This window comes from Knoellia sp. AC549, from assembly GCF_979258975.1.
In genome coordinates this window covers 3,627,020-3,645,339 of record NZ_OZ409890.1, presented here as the reverse complement: position 1 = coordinate 3,645,339, position 18,320 = coordinate 3,627,020, and the positions used below count along the sequence as shown (strand labels likewise).

General features: G+C 69.9%; 18 protein-coding genes and 2 pseudogenes. 12 read left to right on the top strand and 8 right to left on the bottom strand.

Going from position 1 to position 18,320, the window contains the following annotated elements; genetic code table 11:
* Positions 1–11: 11 nt before the first annotated feature.
* The 3 genes from ACZZ98_RS17750 to ACZZ98_RS17740 all read right to left on the bottom strand — a co-directional run bounded on the left by ACZZ98_RS17750 (position 12) and on the right by ACZZ98_RS17740 (position 2,738).
* Positions 12–1,175, bottom strand: a complete 1,164-nt coding sequence (locus tag ACZZ98_RS17750; protein WP_463517482.1) for a hypothetical protein — start codon at positions 1,173–1,175, stop codon at positions 12–14.
* Positions 1,176–1,308: 133 nt separating this feature from the next.
* Positions 1,309–1,998 carry a dienelactone hydrolase family protein gene (locus tag ACZZ98_RS17745; protein ID WP_463517481.1) on the bottom strand — a complete coding sequence of 230 codons (690 nt, stop codon included), beginning with the start codon at positions 1,996–1,998 and terminating at the stop codon, positions 1,309–1,311.
* Positions 1,999–2,102: 104 nt separating this feature from the next.
* Positions 2,103–2,738, bottom strand: a complete 636-nt coding sequence (locus ACZZ98_RS17740) for a peroxiredoxin (protein WP_463517480.1) — start codon at positions 2,736–2,738, stop codon at positions 2,103–2,105.
* A 155-nt stretch (positions 2,739–2,893) separates the two neighbouring features.
* On the opposite strand from ACZZ98_RS17740, the gene pafA reads away from it, so the two are divergent.
* From pafA to ACZZ98_RS17725, 3 genes are all read left to right on the top strand, one after another.
* Positions 2,894–4,255 carry a Pup--protein ligase gene (pafA, locus tag ACZZ98_RS17735; protein WP_463517479.1) on the top strand — a complete coding sequence of 454 codons (1,362 nt, stop codon included), beginning with the start codon at positions 2,894–2,896 and terminating at the stop codon, positions 4,253–4,255.
* A gap of 85 nt (positions 4,256–4,340) precedes the next feature.
* On the top strand, positions 4,341–5,294 hold the full coding sequence (locus tag ACZZ98_RS17730; RefSeq protein WP_463517478.1) for an FKBP-type peptidyl-prolyl cis-trans isomerase: 954 nt from the start codon (positions 4,341–4,343) through the stop codon (positions 5,292–5,294).
* Positions 5,295–5,352: 58 nt separating this feature from the next.
* A complete protein-coding gene (locus ACZZ98_RS17725) occupies positions 5,353–5,739 on the top strand; it encodes an FKBP-type peptidyl-prolyl cis-trans isomerase (RefSeq protein WP_463517477.1) in 387 nt (128 codons plus the stop codon).
* On the opposite strand, the gene ACZZ98_RS17720 is transcribed toward ACZZ98_RS17725, so the two are convergent.
* Positions 5,726–6,829: a DUF3866 family protein gene (locus ACZZ98_RS17720; RefSeq protein WP_463517476.1), complete on the bottom strand. Its 1,104-nt coding sequence runs from the start codon at positions 6,827–6,829 to the stop codon at positions 5,726–5,728. The two genes, ACZZ98_RS17725 and ACZZ98_RS17720, sit on opposite strands and share 14 nt — an antisense overlap.
* 31 nt (positions 6,830–6,860) lie before the next feature.
* Here ACZZ98_RS17720 and ACZZ98_RS17715 point away from each other — a divergent pair, with 31 nt between their 5' ends.
* The 7 genes and pseudogenes from ACZZ98_RS17715 (at position 6,861) to ACZZ98_RS17685 (ending at position 14,224) form a co-directional block, all read left to right on the top strand.
* Positions 6,861–7,850, top strand: a complete 990-nt coding sequence (locus tag ACZZ98_RS17715; RefSeq protein WP_463517475.1) for a helix-turn-helix transcriptional regulator — start codon at positions 6,861–6,863, stop codon at positions 7,848–7,850.
* Entirely contained in the window at positions 7,850–8,821 is a 972-nt protein-coding gene (locus ACZZ98_RS17710; RefSeq protein ID WP_463517474.1) for a helix-turn-helix transcriptional regulator, read from the top strand. The genes ACZZ98_RS17715 and ACZZ98_RS17710 overlap by 1 nt, the downstream gene beginning before the upstream one ends.
* 34 nt (positions 8,822–8,855) lie before the next feature.
* A complete protein-coding gene (gene tatA / locus ACZZ98_RS17705; RefSeq protein ID WP_463517473.1) occupies positions 8,856–9,182 on the top strand; it encodes a Sec-independent protein translocase subunit TatA in 327 nt (108 codons plus the stop codon).
* A gap of 13 nt (positions 9,183–9,195) precedes the next feature.
* Positions 9,196–10,035, top strand: coding sequence for a twin-arginine translocase subunit TatC (gene tatC / locus ACZZ98_RS17700; protein WP_463517472.1), 840 nt, complete (start codon positions 9,196–9,198; stop codon positions 10,033–10,035).
* Complete coding sequence (locus ACZZ98_RS17695; protein WP_463517471.1) at positions 10,032–10,934, top strand: diacylglycerol/lipid kinase family protein; 903 nt, start codon at positions 10,032–10,034, stop codon at positions 10,932–10,934. The genes tatC and ACZZ98_RS17695 overlap by 4 nt, the downstream gene beginning before the upstream one ends.
* Before the next feature lie 9 nt (positions 10,935–10,943).
* Positions 10,944–13,815: pseudogene (locus tag ACZZ98_RS17690) on the top strand (DEAD/DEAH box helicase).
* 10 nt (positions 13,816–13,825) lie between these two features.
* Entirely contained in the window at positions 13,826–14,224 is a 399-nt protein-coding gene (locus tag ACZZ98_RS17685) for a VOC family protein (protein ID WP_463517470.1), read from the top strand.
* A 13-nt stretch (positions 14,225–14,237) separates the two neighbouring features.
* Here the strand turns inward: ACZZ98_RS17685 and ACZZ98_RS17680 are convergent, their stop codons facing one another.
* Together ACZZ98_RS17680 and ACZZ98_RS17675 are read right to left on the bottom strand one after the other, a co-directional pair.
* Entirely contained in the window at positions 14,238–15,167 is a 930-nt protein-coding gene (locus ACZZ98_RS17680; protein WP_463517469.1) for a 5'-3' exonuclease, read from the bottom strand.
* A 30-nt stretch (positions 15,168–15,197) separates the two neighbouring features.
* A complete protein-coding gene (locus tag ACZZ98_RS17675; protein ID WP_463517468.1) occupies positions 15,198–15,554 on the bottom strand; it encodes a hypothetical protein in 357 nt (118 codons plus the stop codon).
* Between the two features lie 38 nt (positions 15,555–15,592).
* On the opposite strand from ACZZ98_RS17675, the gene ACZZ98_RS17670 reads away from it, so the two are divergent.
* Entirely contained in the window at positions 15,593–16,015 is a 423-nt protein-coding gene (locus ACZZ98_RS17670; RefSeq protein ID WP_463517467.1) for an Lrp/AsnC family transcriptional regulator, read from the top strand.
* Positions 16,016–16,074: 59 nt separating this feature from the next.
* On the top strand, positions 16,075–16,494 hold the full coding sequence (locus tag ACZZ98_RS17665; RefSeq protein WP_463517466.1) for a hypothetical protein: 420 nt from the start codon (positions 16,075–16,077) through the stop codon (positions 16,492–16,494).
* Here ACZZ98_RS17665 and ybaK read toward each other — a convergent pair.
* Positions 16,495–16,988: pseudogene (gene ybaK, locus ACZZ98_RS17660) on the bottom strand (Cys-tRNA(Pro) deacylase). It lies immediately after the preceding gene.
* 23 nt (positions 16,989–17,011) lie between these two features.
* Positions 17,012–18,283, bottom strand: coding sequence for an MFS transporter (locus tag ACZZ98_RS17655; RefSeq protein ID WP_463517465.1), 1,272 nt, complete (start codon positions 18,281–18,283; stop codon positions 17,012–17,014).
* Positions 18,284–18,320 lie beyond the last annotated feature (37 nt).

The window sequence follows — 18,320 nt, the reverse complement described above, 5'->3', positions numbered from 1 at the left end:
CTCAAGCCGTGTCAGTGCTTGTGCATCTGGGCCCACTCGCGCTTGGTGAGCTCACGCAGGCCGTCCGTCGTCGTCGCCACGCGGCTACCGGCACCGCCGACCGTGCCACCGCCGAAGACGATGTTGTCCCAGTTGTCCTGGGCGGTCAGCGTCGTCTGGCTGCTGCTGCGGTTGATGTCCGTGGACACCGGGTTGTCGAGGGTGTCGTTGTCGCAGTTCCAGTCGATGGGGTTGCTCGCCGCGCCCGCCGACGTCCTCTTGGTCGTGCCGCAGTACCACGCGGTGCGGTACTTCGACGCGGTGGCGCCCAGACCGGTCGGCTCGGCCAACGCGCTCTCGTTGAGGCTGATCGCGGCGGTGTCGGAGTAGCTGAACGACGAGCCGCCCGCGGTGAGGGGCACCCCGCCGAACTGGAAGGTGTAGTTCATGACGCTGAGGTAGTTCGGCTTGTAGTTCACGTGGTCGGTGCCGCCGTGCTTGAGCCCGAGGCCGTGGCCGAGCTCGTGCAGGAACGTCCCCACCTGCATGTCCTCAGTGGGACTCCAGGCACAGCGCGGCCCCATCGTCACGATGAAGGTGTCCGCGGGGATGCCGAGCGCGAGGCCGCTGCTGCACGAGCGGTCGTAGTCGTCTGCCCAGAGCATGTAGTAGAAGACCGAGGAGCGAGCCGAGGCGAAGTTCCTGGCCTTGATCGCGTTCGTCTCGCGTGAGGCGGGCGAGAGGTTGGCGTCGTAGGTGACCTGGTTGCCGCCGCCGAGGTTGTGCGCGGCGCCCCCGGCCGAGCCGGCGTCGAGGTGGATCGTGATGCCGGTCGTGCCGTCGGGGTTGCTCACGGGGGCGCTCGCGAAGCTCTGGACGATCCGGTCGAACGCGGTGGTGCGGGGCAGCCGGCCCTGCATGTAGTCCATCTCGACGAAGACGTCCTTGCGCTGCGGGTTCGCGCCCATCGCGGGGAGGTTGACGTCGATGGTTCCGTTGCCGTCCGCGTCGTAGCCCTGCGTCTCCCAGGAGTCGGGAAGGCTGTCTCCGTCGCTGTCCGTCCCGGCGGCGGTGGACGTCACCGGCGCTGCGGGCCTGGCCGAGGCGGTCGGCAGGGCGAGGGCGGCTCCTGCGACGCTGGCGACGAGGGACAGGGCGAGGGCAGCCGCAGGGGTGCGGCCCAGGGAACGGATCACGATGTTCGGCCTTTCAGCGAAGGGATGTGGCTCGTCCGATGATGGAGAGTCCGCATCGTCCTGGTCGCCCCCTGGCGGGTATGGACTCGGTCAAGACTTGGTATGCCGGCCAGACACCTCCTTGCGGAGCCGCTCAGGCGGTGGGCAGCTTGGCCCCGAGCCACGCCAAGGTCTTGGCCCAGGCCTCCTGTGACGCGCCATCGTGGTGGAACATCGGCGACGGGTTGTCGAAGGCGTGGCCGGCGCCGGGGTGCAGCACGAACGTGACGTCGTCGTTGGCGTCGGTGACGGCCTGCTCGATCTCGCGGACGGTGTCGATCGGGATGTAGTCGTCGCTGTCCCCGAAGTGGTGCAGGCTCGGCGTCGTGACGTCGGGTGCGAGCCCCCGCAGCGAGGGGAGCGCGGATCCGTAGTAGCTCACCAGGGCGTCGGGCTTCGAATCCGCCACTGCCGCAACGTTGAAGGCAAGTCCACCGCCGAAGCAGAAGCCGAGGAGTCCGACGCCGCCCGCCACCGACGGGTGGTCGCGCAGGGCATTCAGCGCAGCGACGCCGTCGGCCACGGCGCCGTCCCAGTCGAGCTCCTCGAGCAGGCCCATCGCCTGGGGCAGCCCGTCGCCACCCTCCTCGACGACGGGGTCGCCGAGGCGTCCGTAGAAGTGGGGGACGAGCACGACGTAGCCGAGGTCGGCGAGGCCCTGCGCCCGCGATCGGATGTATTCGGTCACCCCGAAGATCTCCTGGAAGAGCACGATCCCCGGTCCGGAACCGGACGCGGGGACCAGCAGGTCAGCGGGGATGTCGAGTGCGATGTCGTCAGCCATGCACCCATCCTGTCCGACTTGTTGCGAGTTCGAGTCACGCCGGTCGGGCCGAAGGCCCTCCATGCATGACTCGAACTCGCAACAAGTCGGTGGTTGAGGCGGTGTCAGGCGGTGGGGGCTGAGGCGTAGCGGAGGTAGGGCTTGACCTCTTCGACCTCACCGAACTTCTCGCGGGCGTCCTGCGTGGACACGGTTGGCGCGACGATGACGCGCTCACCCGGCTGCCAGTCGGCCGGGGTGGAGAACGGTCCGGAGTCGTTGACCTGGAGGGCGTCGAGGGCGCGCAGGACCTCGTCGAAGTTGCGGCCGGCGCTCTTGGGATAGGTCAGGGAGAGGCGGACCTTGCCCTTGGGGTCGATGAGGAAGACCGAGCGCACGCTCGAGGTGTCGCCCTCGCCCGGGTGGATCATGTCGTAGAGCTCGGCGACCTTGCGGTCCTTGTCGGCGACAATCGGGTAGGTCACGGCCGATCCGCCGACCTCCTCGATGTCCTTCTTCCAGGCCTGGTGGTCCTCGATCGCGTCGACGGAGACGGCGAGCACCTTGGCGTCGCGCTTGGCCCACTCGTCCTTGAGCGCGGCGACGCGGCCGAGCTCGGTGGTGCAGACGGGGGTAAAGTCGGCCGGGTGGCTGAAGAGGACGGCCCAGCCGTCGCCCTTCCAGTCGTGGAAGCTGATCTCACCCTCGGTGGTCTCAGCCGTGAAGTCGGGGGCGTTGTCGCCGAGACGCAGCGTGGCCATGGATCGGTCCTCTCATCGGTAACACGAAGTTGTCAGACCCCTAACATGCCGTTAAGTCCCGCATGGTGGAGCCGACGTTTCGGATGCTGGACGCCGCTCTCCGGCCACGTGACCGTCGCGGGGGGCGGACGGGGCCGCGCGACTAGGGTGACGCCATGGACCGACGGATCTTCGGGATCGAGAACGAGTACGGCATCACCGCCTCGTCCGAGGGTCAGCGCACGCTCACGCCCGACGAGGTCGCCCGCTACCTCTTCCGCAAGGTCGTGGCCTGGGGCCGCTCGAGCAACGTCTTCCTCGCCAACGGCTCTCGCCTCTACCTCGACGTGGGCAGCCACCCCGAGTACGCCACCGCCGAGTGCGACTCACTGCGCCAGCTCGTCGCCCATGACCGCGCGGGGGAGCGGGTCGTCGAAGGCCTCGTCGCCGACGCCGAGGCACGCCTGCGCGAGGACGGTGTGCGCGGCGACATCTATGTCTTCAAGAACAACACCGACTCGGCCGGCAACTCCTACGGCTGCCACGAGAACTACCTCGTCGGCCGCGCCGGCGACTTCCAGGTCTTCTCGGACGCCCTGCTGCCGTTCCTCATCAGCCGCCAGATCATCTGCGGCGCCGGCAAGCTCGTGCGCACCTCCAAGGGCGTGGAGTATGCCGTGAGCCAGCGGGCGGACCACATCTGGGAGGGCGTGTCGTCGGCGACGACCCGCAGCCGTCCCATCATCAACACCCGCGACGAGCCCCACGCCGACGCCGAGCACTACCGGCGCCTGCACGTCATCGTCGGCGACTCCAACATGAGCGAGACGACGACCCTGCTCAAGGTGGGCTCGTGCGACCTCGTCCTGCGGATGATCGAGGACGAGGTCGTGATGCGCGACCTCACCCTCGAGAACCCGATCCGGGCCATCCGCGAGATCAGCCACGACATGACCGGCCGGCGACTCGTGCGCCTGGCCAACGGCCGTGAGCTGAGCGCCCTGGACCTGCAACGCGAATACCTCACTGCCGCAACGGCATACGTCGAGCGTGAAGGCACGAGCGATCCCGACCACAAGACGGTCCTCGACCTCTGGGAGCGCACCCTCGACGCGGTGGAGTCAGGCAACCACAGCAAGGTCGACACCGAGATCGACTGGATGATCAAGCACAGGCTGCTCAGCGACTACGCCACCAGGCACAGCCTCGACCTCGACCACCCGCGCCTCGCCCAGATCGACCTCGCCTACCACGACGTCAACCGGCGGCGTGGGCTGTTCTACCTGCTTCAGGCGCGGGGGAGGGCGGTGCGAGCCGTCACCGACCCCGAAATCTTCGAGGCCAAGGTCAAGCCTCCGCCCACGACCCGGGCCAAGCTGCGCGGTGACTTCATCCGGGCAGCGCAGGAGCACCGGCGCGACTTCACGGTCGACTGGGTCCACCTCAAGCTCAACGACCAGGCCCAGCGCACGGTCCTGTGCAAGGACCCGTTCCGCAACGAGGATCCGCGCGTCGAGCGGCTCATCGCGGGCATGTGACTCACGCAAGGGATTCAGGAAAGGGTCAGGTCGTCTGGTTATGGTGGCCCCTTCCCAGCCACCGCTGAAATCTGAGGTATCACCTGTGTCCCGCCCCCGTTTCGCACCTCTCGCCGCCGCTCTAGTCGTGGGTGTCGTGGCCCTGGCAGGCTGCGGCGACTCCTCCGGCGAGTCCGCCAGCGACGCGAAGGCCGACGCCGGTCCGCTCGCCTCCGTCAAGGTCGAGGGCACGGACCCGGCCAAGGAGCCGACCGTCACGCTCGGGACCAAGCCGCTCAAGCTCACCGGTGAGACCAAGCGCGTCATCACCGATGGCGAGGGCCAGGCCGCCGGCAAGACCGACATGCTCGCGATTAAGGCCCAGATCGTCAACGGCACCGACGGCAAGACCGTCACCAGCACCTGGAAGGAGGCACAGACTCTCGGCATCGACCTCACCGACCAGAAGATGCTGCCCCTCTTCACGTCCCAGCTGCCCGGCACCAAGCCCGGAGCGCGGGTCCTCATCGGTGCCAAGACCTCCGACGTCTACGGACCCCAGGGCAACGAGGGCCTCGGGCTCAAGCCCGAGGACCCGATGGTGTTCGTCGTCGACGTCGTCAAGGTCGTGGCGCCGTCCAAGGAGGCCACCGGAGCTGCCGTGGCCCCCAAGGCGGGTCTGCCCACGGTGAAGTGGAACCCCGGCAAGGCCGCGACCATCGCGATGCCCAAGACCACCCCGCCCAAGACCCTCGTCAGCCAGCCGCTCATCACGGGCAAGGGAGCCAAGGTCACCAAGGGCCAGACCCTGCGCGTGGCCTACACCGGCGCCCTCTGGGGCAGCGGCAAGGTCTTCGACAGCAACGCGACCGGCTTCCCGACCCCCATCGGCGTCGGCGCGGTCGTGCCCGGCTGGGACAAGTCCCTGGTCGGCCAGCCCGTCGGCAGCCGCGTCATGCTCGTCGTCCCGCCTGCCGACGGCTACGGCGCGCAGGGTCAGGGCGAGATCAAGGGCACTGACACGATGGTCTTCGTCGTCGACATCCTCGGCGCCGTCTGAGCAGCAGCACCGCGCTCGACCTCGCACCACCCTGACCCCCTCTCCGGAAGGACTCCCCATGGGTTTCGACCCCGCCACCACTAAGCCTGAGATCGACTTCCCGGGCGATGCAGCACCCACCGAGCTCGTCACCGAGGACATCACCGTCGGAGACGGCGCCGAGGCCACGGTCGGCTCGACCATCTCGGCCCACTACGTCGGTGTCGCGCACTCGACCGGCGAGGAGTTCGACGCCTCGTGGAACCGCGGCGAGCCCCTGACCTTCCGCCTCGGCGTCGGCCAGGTCATCCGCGGCTGGGACGAGGGCATCGTCGGGATGCAGGAGGGCGGCCGCCGTCGCCTGCTCATCCCCAGCGAGCTGGCCTACGGCGAGCGCGGCGCGGGCGGCGTCATCAAGCCCGGCGAGAGCCTCATCTTCGTCGTGGACCTCGTCAGCGTCCGCTGACCCGCTGCGCCGCGCACACACCGGCGACGGCACTGACGACGAACGCGGCGAGGTCCTCCTCGAGGCCACGCCCCATCGTCGACAGCCTGACCGGGGTCTGACGCAGCGCCTCCAGCACACCCTCCGTGCCGATCTCGACGACGTCGAGGTCGGCACGGCTGTGTGCAGCCAGCTCGGCTGCCTGCCTGCGGACGAGGGCGGCCAGCTCGCCACCGCCCGCGAGGATGGGCAGGATCGCGGGGGAGAGCAGGGCCTTCCCGTATGCCGTGGTGCTGTGGTGCGAGATCCCGCGGTGCCGTGGGCGTGGGTCACCTCCCGAGACGCGCAGCGCCGCGATCGAGGTGCCGCCCAGCACATGGGTGGCGTGCAGCGCCTCTGCGGCGGCGACGCCCGAGTAGCCCCACGGCGTGCCGGTGCCGACGTTGCCCGGGCCCTGGACGACGACCGTGACGTCGGCCTCGACGACGTGCCGGGCCGCGAGCAGGCCGCTGTGCAGCGAGACGGCCTCGTGGTCGCCGCCGAACGCCTGTCCGACGGTGAGGGTCGCTGCCAGCCAGCCCGCCTCCTTGAGCCCGGCCACGGCTCGGGAGAACGCGATGGGGAGTGCACCGCCGTCCGTCATGACATAGGCGACTCGGGCGCCCGGCCGCGCCAGGCGCACGCCGGCGATGATCGCCGGCAGGGCGGAGTGCAGGTCGGCGACGACGACCGGCATGCCGTCGAGCGAGTCGGCGTCGAGGAGGAGGTCGTGGTGGATGCTGTCCTGCTCGTCGACGGCGAGGAACATCTGCTGCTGCGGGGTGTAGCGCGCCTTGACGATGTGCCCCAGCGAGTCGGGGACGTCCGGCGGGAGGCGGTCCGGGATGGCGACGATGAACGCGAGGCCACCAGTGCCCAAACCCTTGAGCAGGGCCGAGGCGTTGAGGACCACCCGGTCGCCGGGCTCCGGACGCCCGACCATCGCCGTGTAGGCGAGAGCACGCACCTCGGAACCGGTGTCGTCAGCGGAAGCCAGCCTCACGGCATACTCCACCGCTCCCGGCCATTCACCGATCGTCTCGACGACCACGCCCTCGCGCCACTGCATCACGAGGTGCAGGCTATCGAGTAGCGTCGGACACATGAGCGGAGCGACGGGGCCGGCGGCCAAGACCGAGCGCCTCCTCAACCTCGTTCTCGTCCTTCTCTACACACGGCGCCCGCTGTCCAAGGCCCAGATCCGCGCCCTCGTCCCGCAGTACGGCGAGACGGCCTCGACCGAGTCCTTCGACCGGATGTTCGAGCGCGACAAGGACGAGCTGAGGGGTCTCGGTGTGCCGCTGGCGACGGAGGAGATCGACCTCTTCCACGAGGACGAGCCGGGCTACCGCATCCACCAGCGCGACTACGCCCTGCCCGACCTCGAGTTCGAGCCCGACGAGCTGGCGGTCCTCGGACTGGCGAGCCGGAGCTGGGCCCAGGCCTCGATGGCCGGGCCCGCGGCCCAGGCCCTGCGCAAGCTGCGCGCCGCCGGAGTCGAGCGCGACGAGGGCGCCCTCATCGGCATCGAGCCCCGGCTGCGCACGACCGAGCCCGCCTTCGAGGCGGTCAAGGACGCCGTCCTCAGCCGCACGCCGATCACGTTCACCTACCGGCGCCCGGAGCGTCGCGAGTCCCAGACACGCAGGGTGCAGCCCTGGTCGCTCGTGCAGTGGCACGGCCGTTGGTACCTCGTCGCTCACGACCTCGACCGCGAGGCCACCCGCGTCTTCCGCCTCTCGCGGGTCGACGGGGCGGTGCGCAAGGCGGGCAGGGCAGGCTCGTTCGAGGTGCCGGCCGACCACGAGGCCCGCATCATGGTCGAGCGCTCGGCGCCCCATGGCGAGGCGCGTCGGGCCCGGCTCCTTGTGAGGCCGGGCGCAGCGCACAGCCTGCGCCGTCGTGCGAGCACGACGTCCGAGGTGGACAGCGGGTGGTCCGAGCTCGGCATCGACTTCCACGACGTCGACGGCTTCGCGGCCGAGATCGCCGGCCATGCGGACAACGTGCGGGTGCTCGAGCCCGCGGAGCTGCTCGAGCGCGTGCAGACCCAGCTGCGGGCCACCCTCGCCGCGCACGAGGCGGGCGCCTGATGGCCACCGAGACCGCGACGAACCGGCTCGCGCGCCTGCTGACGATGGTGCCGTGGCTCGTGAACCGCCAGGGCATCGAGCTCGAGGAGGCCGCGCGTGGCCTCGACGTCACCGTCGAGCAGCTCGAGTCCGACCTCAACCTGCTCTTCCTCTGCGGTTACGGCCAGATGCCCGACGAGCTCATCGAGGCCGACTGGGAGGAGGGCCGCGTCTTCGTGGGCAACGCCGACACGATCTCGCGCCCCCTGCGGCTCGGTGTCGACGAGGCCGTCACTCTCATCGTCGGGCTGCGCACCCTGCTCGACGTGCCCGGCCTCACCGAGCGTGACGCCATCGAGCGGGCGCTGGCCAAGCTCGAGGCGGCGTCCGGCACGGCTGCCGAGGCCGCCGCCCGGGTCTCCGTGGACCTCGCGGGGGAGCGCGTCGACGACACGACCCTGGCCCGCGCCCGCGAGGGGGTCGAGCAGCACCGTCGGCTCCACCTGACCTATCACGTGCCCGGGCGCGACGAGTCGACCGAGCGCGACGTCGACCCGATGCGCGTCATCGCCTCGGACGGCCACTGGTACCTCGAGGGGTGGTGCCACCGCGCCCAGGGGGTGCGCGTCTTCCGCCTCGACCGGGTCGAGGACCTGACCGTCCTCGACGAGGACGGCACCCCGCCCGAGGGCGTCGCCCCGCGCGAGCTCGGCGAGAGCATCTTCAGCCCGGCCGAGGACGACCTGCTCGTCACCGTCCGGCTGATGCCCGGGGCCATCTGGGTGAGCGACTACTACCCGGTGGAGACCTCGGAGGACGCCGAGGACGGCTCCCGCACCATCACCCTGCGCACGGCCGACACCGCGTGGATCGAGCGGCTCGTCCTGCAGCTGGGCGGGCACGCCGTCGTCCTCTCACCGGAGGATCTCAGCGAACGCATCGCCGCACGAGCGCACGCAGCGCTCGCTCCACAGGTCCACGACGTAGACTGACCACCGACCTCTCACTGGAAGAAGGCTTTGCCTCATGAACCGCATCGGCGCCCCCGAGATCATCATCATCGCCGTCCTGCTCATCGTCATCTTCGGCTGGAAGCGCCTGCCCGACGCGGCACGCAGCCTCGGTCGGTCGGCGCGCGTCTTCAAGTCCGAGGTCGACGAGATGAAGGGCGACAAGGACAAGAAGGCGTCCGAGACCGTGCCCGGCGAGACCGTGCACCGTGACCCGGCAGCCCCCGCGCCCACGCAGGCGTCACCGGCCGCGACCCCCACTGCAGCCCCGACCTCGTCCCCGATCGACGAGAACGCGCCCCGGACGGACAACCAGTCCGGTCCGACCGGCCACGTCGTCTGACCCCAGACCTTCGATGCCCCGACTTGCCAAAGCCGGTCGGGCTCACCTGCCCCGGCGGCGTGAGCGCGACCCCGAGGGCAGGATGTCGCTCGGCGACCACCTGCGCGAGTTCCGGCGACGCGTGCTCATCGCGGCCATCGCCGTGGTCGTCGTCGCGATCGCCGCTGGACTGAACTACGGCCACGTCTTCGACTTCTTGACGGATCCCTTCTACGCCTACGAGCGGGCCAACCCGCAGAGCACGATCAGCCTCAACTTCGGTGAGGCCACGTCGGCGTTCTCCAACCTCATCAGCCTGTCGGTCTTCGTCGGTGTCATGGGCGCGAGCCCCGTGTGGCTCTACCAGCTGTGGGCCTTCGTCGTGCCGGGGCTGACCCAGAAGGAGAAGCGGATCTCGCTGGCCTTCATCGCCTCGACGGTCCCTCTCTTCCTCGGCGGCTGCTGGTTGGGCTACATCGTCCTGCCGCAGTCGTTGCAGCTCCTCTACGGCTTCTCGCCCGAGGGCACGTCCAACATCCAGCAGGTCTCGGCCTACTTCTCCTTCGTCACCCGCTTCATTCTCGTCTTCGGTGCGGGCTTCCTCTTCCCGGTCTTCCTCGTCGCGTTCAACGCCGTCGGCATCCTCCCCGCCGAGAGGATGATCCGGGGCTGGCGCGTGGCGACCGTGGGCATCTTCGTCTTCGCCGCGGTCGCCACCCCGACCGCTGACCCGATGACGATGTTCCTGCTCGCAGCGCCGCTGATGGTGCTCTACTTCGTGGCCTACGGCGTGGCCCGGCTCATCGACCGGCGTCGGGCCAAGAGTCGCCCGGACTGGCTCCAGACGGCGGACGACGAGGCCTCGACCCTGTGAGCGACGCCCGTCGCGAACGCATCGGGTTGGTCATCAACCCGACCGCCGGCAAGAACACCGGTGCTCGCGTCGGACGAGAGGCTGCAGCGTTGCTGGCAGCCGCCGGACACGAGATCGTCGACCTGTCCGCCATGGACGGCGCCCATGCCATCGCCCGGGCCCGGGCCGCCATCGCGGACCACTCGGTCGACTGCATCGTCGTCGCCGGTGGCGACGGCATGGTGCATCTCGGCGTGAACCTCGTGGCCGGCGCCGACATCCCTCTCGGCATCATCGCGGCGGGCACGGGCAACGACAACGCCCGTGAGCTCGGCCTGCCGGTGCGTGACGCCGCCAAGGCGGTCGAGCGGATCCTCCGTGGTGCCACGCGTCGGGTCGACGCCGTGCGCCACACCACCCCTCGCGGTGACGAGCGCTGGTTCCTGGGAGTGCTCGCCGCCGGCTTCGACGCCGTGGTCAACGAGCGGGCCAACGGCTGGCACTGGCCCAAGGGGCAGATGCGCTACAACCTGGCCATCCTGCGCGAGCTCGGCGTCTTCAGGCCCATCCCCTACGTCGTCGAGGTCGACGGGGCTCGCCACGAGACCAGGGCGATGCTCGTCGCGGTCGCCAACGGGCCGGCATACGGAGGAGGCATGAAGGTCGTCCCGAGCGCGGAGTTCGACGACGGCCTGCTCGACATCCTCATCCTTCACGAGGTCTCGATCCCGACGCTGCTGCGCGTCTTCCCCAAGGTCTTCAAGGGCGAGCACGTCAGCCACCCGTCCGTCGAGATCCTCCGCGGCCGACACGTCCGGCTCGAGGCGAAAGGGATCGTCTCGTATGCCGACGGGGAGCGCTTCGAACCACTGCCGCTCGAGTGCGAGGTCGTGCCGGGAGCGGTCACCGTCCTGACGTAGCCTGACCGCATGAGCGGGACAACGGTCGAGCCCACCTCCCATCTCGCGACTTTCATGGCGTCGCTGGGCTTCCCGCTCGACGACTTCCAGGTGCAGGGGTGCGCTGCCGTCGAGGCGGGTCAGGGCGTCCTCGTCGCGGCACCCACCGGTGCGGGCAAGACCATCGTCGGTGAGTTCGCGGTGCACATGGCCCTGGCCACGGGCCGCAAGGCCTTCTACACGACGCCGATCAAGGCTCTGTCGAACCAGAAGTACCACGACCTCGTCGCCGTCCACGGGGTCGGCAACGTCGGTCTGCTGACGGGCGACTCGTCGGTCAACGGCGAGGCCCCCGTGGTCGTCATGACGACCGAGGTGCTGCGCAACATGGTGTATGCCGGGAGCAGCACCTTGCGTGGACTGGGCTTCGTCGTCATGGACGAGGTCCACTACCTCGCCGACCGCTTCCGAGGCGCGGTCTGGGAGGAGGTCATCATCCACCTGCCCGAGTCGGTGCAGGTCATCTCGCTCTCCGCGACGGTGAGCAACGCCGAGGAGTTCGGTGACTGGCTGGCCGAGGTCCGGGGCAACCATGCCGTCGTCGTCTCCGAGCACCGCCCCGTGCCACTGTGGCAGCACATGCTCGTCGGCAGCTCGATGTTCGACCTCTTCGTCGACGAGACGGCCGAGCCCCGCGAGGACGGCTCGACGCCACGCGTCAATCCCGACCTCGTCCAGGCCATCCGTGGCGCCGAGCAGCGACGGGCCGACGGATGGGTGCGGGGGAGCACCCGCGACAAGGGGCGAGGCCCAGAGCGCCCTCGCGACCTGGGCCGTGAGGGGGGCCGCAAGAGTGGGCGCGACCACGGACGCGGGCCCGGACGAGGGCCCGGTCGCGGCGGCACGGTCGATGTATCGAGTGGGCCGAACGGGCGCGCAGACCGGGGCTTCACGCGAGGGGGCCGCCCCGGTGGGGGAGCGACGCGGGCCGAGGTCATCGCCCAGCTCGACCGTGACGGGCTGCTGCCGGCGATCACCTTCATCTTCAGCCGCATGGGCTGCGAGGGGGCCGTCGGGCAGCTGCTGTCGTCCGACACCCGCCTCATCCCGCAGCGCGACGGCGAGCGGATCCGCCGGCACGTCGAGGAGCGCATGGGCTCGCTCGCCGAGGAGGACCTCGGGATCCTGGGCTACTTCGACTTCGTCGAGGGGCTGTCGCGGGGCTTCGCCTGCCACCACGCGGGGATGCTCCCGCTCTTCCGCGAGATCGTCGAGGAGCTCTTCACCCAGGGGCGCATCCGCGCGGTCTTCGCCACCGAGACGCTCGCCCTGGGCATAAACATGCCGGCGCGCACCGTGGTGCTCGAGAAGCTCGTGAAGTTCAACGGCGAGACCCACGCCGACATCACGCCGGCCGAGTACACCCAGCTCACCGGTCGCGCCGGACGGCGTGGCATCGACATCGAGGGGCACGCCGTCGTGCAGTGGAGCCGGGGCCTCGACCCGCTCGCCGTGGGTGGTCTGGCGTCGACGCGCACCTACCCGCTGCGCTCGAGCTTCCGGCCGACCTACAACATGGCGGTCAACCTCGTCGCCCAGGTCGGACGCCAGGTGGCCCGCGACATCCTCGAGACGTCCTTCGCCCAGTTCCAGGCCGACCGCGCCGTCGTGGGGCTGGCCACCAAGGTCCGACGCAACGACGAGGCGCTCGAGGGCTATGCCGAGTCCATGCACTGCGACCTCGGCGACTTCCGCGAGTACTCCGACCTGCGCCGTGCCATCGCCGATGCCGAGAAGGACGGGGTCCGCAAGCGTTCGGCCAGCCGCAGGGCCGAGGCCGCGGTCAGCCTCGAGAAGCTTCCGGATGGGCGACATCATCAAGGTGCCCGCCGGCCGGCGCTCGGGCTGGGCCGTGGTCGTGCAGACCGCCAAGACGGGCAGGGGTGCAGCCAGCGGGCCCGGTGTCGTGACCGAGGACCGCCAGTTCCGGCGGCTCACGCTCGACGACGTCCCCGTCCCTGTCGAGGCCGCCGCCTCGATCACGGTGCCCAAGCACTTCAACGCCAAGTCCCCGAAGTCGCGGCGTGACCTCGCGACGACGATGCGGATCGCCGTGCCCCACGACCTGCCTCCGAAGCGGGCCAAGGAGGAGGCGCAGGAGGCGGCAGAGGAGAACGACCGCATCGCGCACCTGCGGGCCGAGCTCAGGGCCCACCCCTGTCACCAGTGTCCTGACCGCGAGGACCACGCCCGATGGGCCGAGCGCTGGCACCGCCTCAGGCGAGAGACCTCCGGGCTGAAGCGCAAGGTCGAGGGCCGCACCAACTCGGTGGCACGCACCTTCGACCGCATCTGCGTCGTCCTGACCCAGCTCGGCTACCTCGAGGACGGCGTCGTCACCGAGCGGGGCGAGCGGCTGCGCCGCCTCTACACCGAGCGTGACCTGCTGGCGGCCGAGTGCCTTCGCCACGACGTGTGGAAGCGGCTCGACGCACCCGGACTCGCTGCCTGTGTCTCCACCCTCGTCCACGAGCCGAGGCACGAGCAGGCCGACCCGTCACCGAAGATGCCCAACGACGACGTGGCCGCCGCCATCACCGAGATGCAGCGACGCTGGAGCGAGCTCGACGACCTCGAGGGCGACCACGGACTCGAGGTCACGGCGGTCCCGGACGGCGGGATGGCCTGGATGGTCCACCGGTGGGCGAGCGGTGAACGTCTCGACACGGTGCTGCGCGGCCAGGAGATGGCTGCCGGTGACTTCGTCCGACGGTGCAAGCAGATCGTCGACCTGCTGGGCCAGATCGCCGACGCCGCCTCCGACACCGAGCTGAGGCGTACCGCGCGCAAGGCCGTCGACGCCGTCCGCCGGGGCGTCGTCGCCGCCGACCGCCTCGACTGAGAGCAACGTGATGCCCCTCGAGCTCATCACCCTCGTGGTCGACGACTACGACGCGGCAATGCGGTTCTTCACAGAGGCTCTGGACTTCGAGGTCAGCGAGGACGTGCCGTCGCTCACGACCGACGGCCGGCCAAAGCGCTGGGTGGTCGTCAGGCCCCGGGATGGTGGCACTGGCATCCTGCTCGCCCGAGCGGACGGCGACCGCCAGGAGCGGATCGTCGGAGACCAGTGGGCAGGTCGCGTCGGGCTCTTCCTGCGAGTCACCGACCTCGACCGAACGCTGGGCCGGGTCGTCGAGGCCGGCGGTGAGGTCGTTCGTCCTCGCCGACGGGAGCCGTATGGTGCGGTCGTCGTCGTGAGGGACCCATGGGGCAATCACTGGGACCTGCTCGGTCCGCCGGGGGCATGAGCGGTGGTGCTGCTCAGGGGATCTGCAGGGCCGCCAGTACGCGGTTGATCGGGTTGGTGATCCCGTAGGTCGAGGCGAGCTCGCTGAGCAGACGGGCGTCGGCCACCTTGGTGGGCAGCGTGATGTCGACGTCGGCAACAGGAGCGTCGCGGGCCACGCGCACCACTCGCGGCGCGACGTCGAGGTAGGCCGCGGCGGCCTCGAGGTTTGTCCGCCTGGCGCCCTTGATGGCGGGGTCGCCGTCGGCCACCGCCTTGCGCAGTCCTTCAAGCGATCCGTATGCCGCGATGAGCTGCGCCGCCGTCTTGTCACCGATGCCCTTGACCCCGGGAAGCCCGTCGCTGGTGTCTCCCCGAAGGATCGACATGTCGAGGTAGGCGTCACCGCTCGGTACGGAGTACTTCTCCCGCAGGTAGGCCTCGGTGCCCTGGTCCGGCTCTCGCACACCGCCCTTGCCGGTGTAGAGGACACGCACGGAATTGGCGTCGTCGATGAGCTGGAGCAGGTCGCGGTCACCGGTGACGACGTCGATGGCCTTGCCGCCCCGGTGCCGTTCGACGAGGGTGCCGATGACGTCGTCGGCCTCGAAGCCGGGGGCGCCGAGGCGTGGGATGCCGAGCGCGGTGAGGGCGTCGCGGATCAGGGGCACCTGCGGAGTGAGGTCGTCGGGCGACTCCTCGACGACGTCGCTGCCCTCGGTGAGCCGGTGCGTCTTGTAGGTCGGGATGAGGTCGACCCGGAACTGCGGGCGCCAGTCGTCGTCCCAGCAGGCGACGAGGTGCGTCGGCTTGTGGGCGTTGACCAGCGTGGCGATCATGTCGAGGAACCCGCGCAGCGCGTTCGTCGGCGTCTCGTCGGTCGAGTCGCGCTGGTCCGGGACGCCGAAGAACGCGCGGAAGTAGAGCGAGGCAGAGTCGAGGAGCAGCAGCCGGTCCGTCGTCATGGCGGTCAGCCTAGTTGCGCCCCCTCTGGCTCACAGCGAGCCGATGACGGTGCCGACCAGCCACACCAGCCCAGCGACGAGGAGCAGCGCCGCGATCACGACGTCCCACACCGTCCGCGGTGAGCCGCGCCTGATCCGGACGATGCGCACGACCAGGGTGACGAGCAGGGCGAGGGCGCTCAGCGGGGCGACGACGATGATCCCCGCGAAGACGGCGAGGTCGTGCGGAGTGAGGGTGCAGCCGAAGCCGAGGCCGGAGCACTGTCCACCGGGGTTGCTGTCGGGGGCCGCTGCGAACCACAGGGCCCAGACCACCCAGAGCGTCACGAGCACACCGAGGACGATGAAGGACCCACGGGGGCGGCGTGTCGTCGACATCGTGGTCATGACGAGCATCGTGCCCTGAACTGACTAGGGTTGGCGACGTGGAGGACCTGGACCGCAAGATCGTGGAGCAGCTCTCGACCGACGGCCGCATGAGCTACACCGACCTCGGGCGGGCTCTCGGCATGTCGACGTCGGCCGTCCACCAGCGGGTTCGCCGCCTCGAGAAGCGGGGTGTCATCAAGGGCTACACCGCGCGCGTCGACCATGCGGCTGTCGGGGTCGCGATGACGGCTTTCATCTCGATCACCCCCCTCGACCCGGCCGCCCCCGACGACATCCCCGACCACCTGCGCGACATCCCGGCCATCGAGGAGTGCCACTCCGTGGCGGGCGACATGAACTACATCCTCAAGGTGAGGGTCGCCACCCCCCTCGAGCTGGAGGAGCTGCTGGCCCGCATCCGCGGCGCGGCCAACGTCTCGACCAAGACGACGGTCGTGCTCTCCACGCCCTGGGAGTAGGTCTCGCCCCCTGTGGAAAAGTCCACGGCGCCCTCGCAGTTCTTCGGCACGATTCCGTCATGACCTTCGACGACCTGCCCAAGAACTTCCGTGACCTCCCACTCGACGACCCGATCCTGCGCGCCGACGCCGTGGATCTCTTCGTCGGCTACGTCGACCGCACGGAGGGGTGTCTTGCCATCCTCCTGCTCGACGACGAACACCGCTGTGTCCAGCCCGTCCTCATCACCGAGCTGGGCCCTGCCGACCCCACGACCCTGGGGTCGCCGGTCCGCATGATGCTTGACGATCTGCGGCCTCCGGCCGTCGTGGCAGCCCTCGGGCGCCAGGGGTCGCCCCTCTTCACCGACACCGACCGCTCCTGTCACCAGGTGCTCGTCGAGGTCTGCCGAGATGTCGGCGTCGACCTCGTGGCGGCCTACGTCGCCACCGAGCACGCCGTGCGCGAGCTCCCCGAGCACCTGCGCCTGGCCTCCTGACTAGCGCGCGATCGGTGCCGTGATCGCGCGGGTCGCCCGCACGAGATCGGCGGGGAGAGCTCCAGGTCCAGCCCGCGACGACCGCCCGACACGAGCACCGTGTCGTGCTCTGCAGCCGATGCGTCCACCACTGTGGGCAGAGAGCGCTTCTGCCCCACAGGGGAGATGCCGCCCACGACATATCCCGAACTGCGCTCTGCCGCAACGGGATCGGCCATGGAGACCTTCTTGACACCCAGCGCAGCCGCCATCGCCTTGAGGTCCAGGCTGCGGTCCACCGGGACCACGCCGACCGCCAGACCGGTGCCGGTGTCGACGAGCAGCGTCTTGAGGACCCGGGCCGGCTCGACGCCGAGTGCCTGCGCTGCTTCCAGACCGAACGACGGCGCCGCAGGGTCATGCTCGTAGGCACGCACGGCATACGGGATCTTCGCCCGGGTCAACGCAACGGTCGCCGGGGTGCCGACCGAACCACCGCGTTCCTTGCGTCCCATGACGGGCGAGTATGCCGTGTCGGTCAGCCCTTCGTGGTGAAGGTGCGGGTCAGGGCGGCCGCGCCGGAGAGGACCACGACCACGAGTCCATAGATCGTCGCCGTCGTCTCCAGCCCCAGACGGGGAGCGGCGAACCCAGCAGCCACGGCCGGCAGGCCGAAGGCGAGATAGCTGACCACGAAGACGCTCGCGAAGAGCTCACCGCGCTGCTCGGGCCCCACGGTCGGCGTGATCGAGCGCATGATGCCGAGGAACGACGTGCCGAAGCCGGACCCGGCCACGACGGCGGCGAGGAGGAACCCGACCAACGACTCGCCGTGCAGGGCCACGAGAGTGAGGAGGGTGCCGACCGCGAGCATCGTCGTGCCATAGATGGTGATCTGCCGTGGGGTGCGGTTGCGGGCGAGGAATGAGCTCACCGCGCCCACGCCGGTGAGCACGGCCACCACGGACCCCTGGACGAGGTGCGAGCGGCCACCGAGGAGCTGGCCGACGATGGGCGCGCCCAACGACAGGTACAAACCACCCGTGGCCCACCCGGCGAAGAGTGCCGGGCCGCTGCGGCGGAAGGCGGGACGCGCGGCCTCCGGGATTCCGACCCTGGGTCGCAGTGAGCGGCGCCAGCCCTCGTGGCGAGGACTGGTCTCCGGGAGAGCGAGGACTCCAAGGCCAAGAACGACATAGACCGCCGTGAGCGACGCGAACACGATCGTGAGGGCATCGGCAGCACTCAGGTCGAGCACGAGACCGCCGATGAGGGCGCCGACCGCGAGACCGAAGAGCGGCGTCACACTGTTGAGCGTGGCAGCCAAGCCGGGACGAGAGGGCGGCTCGAGGTCCGTGACCGCAGCCGTCATCGTCGACATGAGCAGGCCTGCGGCAAGGCCCTGGACGGCACGCGAGACGAGCAGGGTCGCGACGCTGTCGGCGTGCCAGAAGCCGACCATGCTGGCGGCCAGCACGATGAAGCCGGCCGCCAGCACGGGTCGCCGGCCGATGTGGTCGGACAGCGACCCCGTGACGAGGAGGGTCACGAGGAGCGCCAGGGCGTAGACGCCGAAGATCGTGGTCATGGTGCCCGCCGAGAACCCGATCTCGGCCTGCAACACGGGGTAGAAGGGCGACGGGGCGCTGGCCCCGACCATGAGGGCGACGACCGTGGCAAGCGCGAGCACGAAGCCGGAGCGGCGCCCGAGACGACGTGTCGTCGCCGTTCGCTCGTCGACCTCAGCCACCCGCACGGCGGAGGTCGACGTCTCCCGGGGACTGCTCCGGATGCTGCTGGGTGCGCTCATGACGGCCTCTCCGACGAAAAAGAACGGTTCGAAAGGG

What these genes read in the sequence shown, in the direction of transcription:
- ACZZ98_RS17745 (WP_463517481.1), bottom strand. Translation starts at nt 1,998, where the DNA reads ATGGCTGACGACATCGCACTCGACATCCCCGCTGACCTGCTGGTCCCC.
- ACZZ98_RS17740 (WP_463517480.1), bottom strand. Translation starts at nt 2,738, where the DNA reads ATGGCCACGCTGCGTCTCGGCGACAACGCCCCCGACTTCACGGCTGAG.
- pafA (WP_463517479.1), top strand. Translation starts at nt 2,894, where the DNA reads ATGGACCGACGGATCTTCGGGATCGAGAACGAGTACGGCATCACCGCC.
- ACZZ98_RS17725 (WP_463517477.1), top strand. Translation starts at nt 5,353, where the DNA reads ATGGGTTTCGACCCCGCCACCACTAAGCCTGAGATCGACTTCCCGGGC.
- ACZZ98_RS17715 (WP_463517475.1), top strand. Translation starts at nt 6,861, where the DNA reads ATGAGCGGAGCGACGGGGCCGGCGGCCAAGACCGAGCGCCTCCTCAAC.
- ACZZ98_RS17710 (WP_463517474.1), top strand. Translation starts at nt 7,850, where the DNA reads ATGGCCACCGAGACCGCGACGAACCGGCTCGCGCGCCTGCTGACGATG.
- tatA (WP_463517473.1), top strand. Translation starts at nt 8,856, where the DNA reads ATGAACCGCATCGGCGCCCCCGAGATCATCATCATCGCCGTCCTGCTC.
- tatC (WP_463517472.1), top strand. Translation starts at nt 9,196, where the DNA reads ATGCCCCGACTTGCCAAAGCCGGTCGGGCTCACCTGCCCCGGCGGCGT.
- ACZZ98_RS17685 (WP_463517470.1), top strand. Translation starts at nt 13,826, where the DNA reads ATGCCCCTCGAGCTCATCACCCTCGTGGTCGACGACTACGACGCGGCA.
- ACZZ98_RS17680 (WP_463517469.1), bottom strand. Translation starts at nt 15,167, where the DNA reads ATGACGACGGACCGGCTGCTGCTCCTCGACTCTGCCTCGCTCTACTTC.
- ACZZ98_RS17675 (WP_463517468.1), bottom strand. Translation starts at nt 15,554, where the DNA reads ATGACCACGATGTCGACGACACGCCGCCCCCGTGGGTCCTTCATCGTC.
- ACZZ98_RS17665 (WP_463517466.1), top strand. Translation starts at nt 16,075, where the DNA reads ATGACCTTCGACGACCTGCCCAAGAACTTCCGTGACCTCCCACTCGAC.
- ACZZ98_RS17655 (WP_463517465.1), bottom strand. Translation starts at nt 18,283, where the DNA reads ATGAGCGCACCCAGCAGCATCCGGAGCAGTCCCCGGGAGACGTCGACC.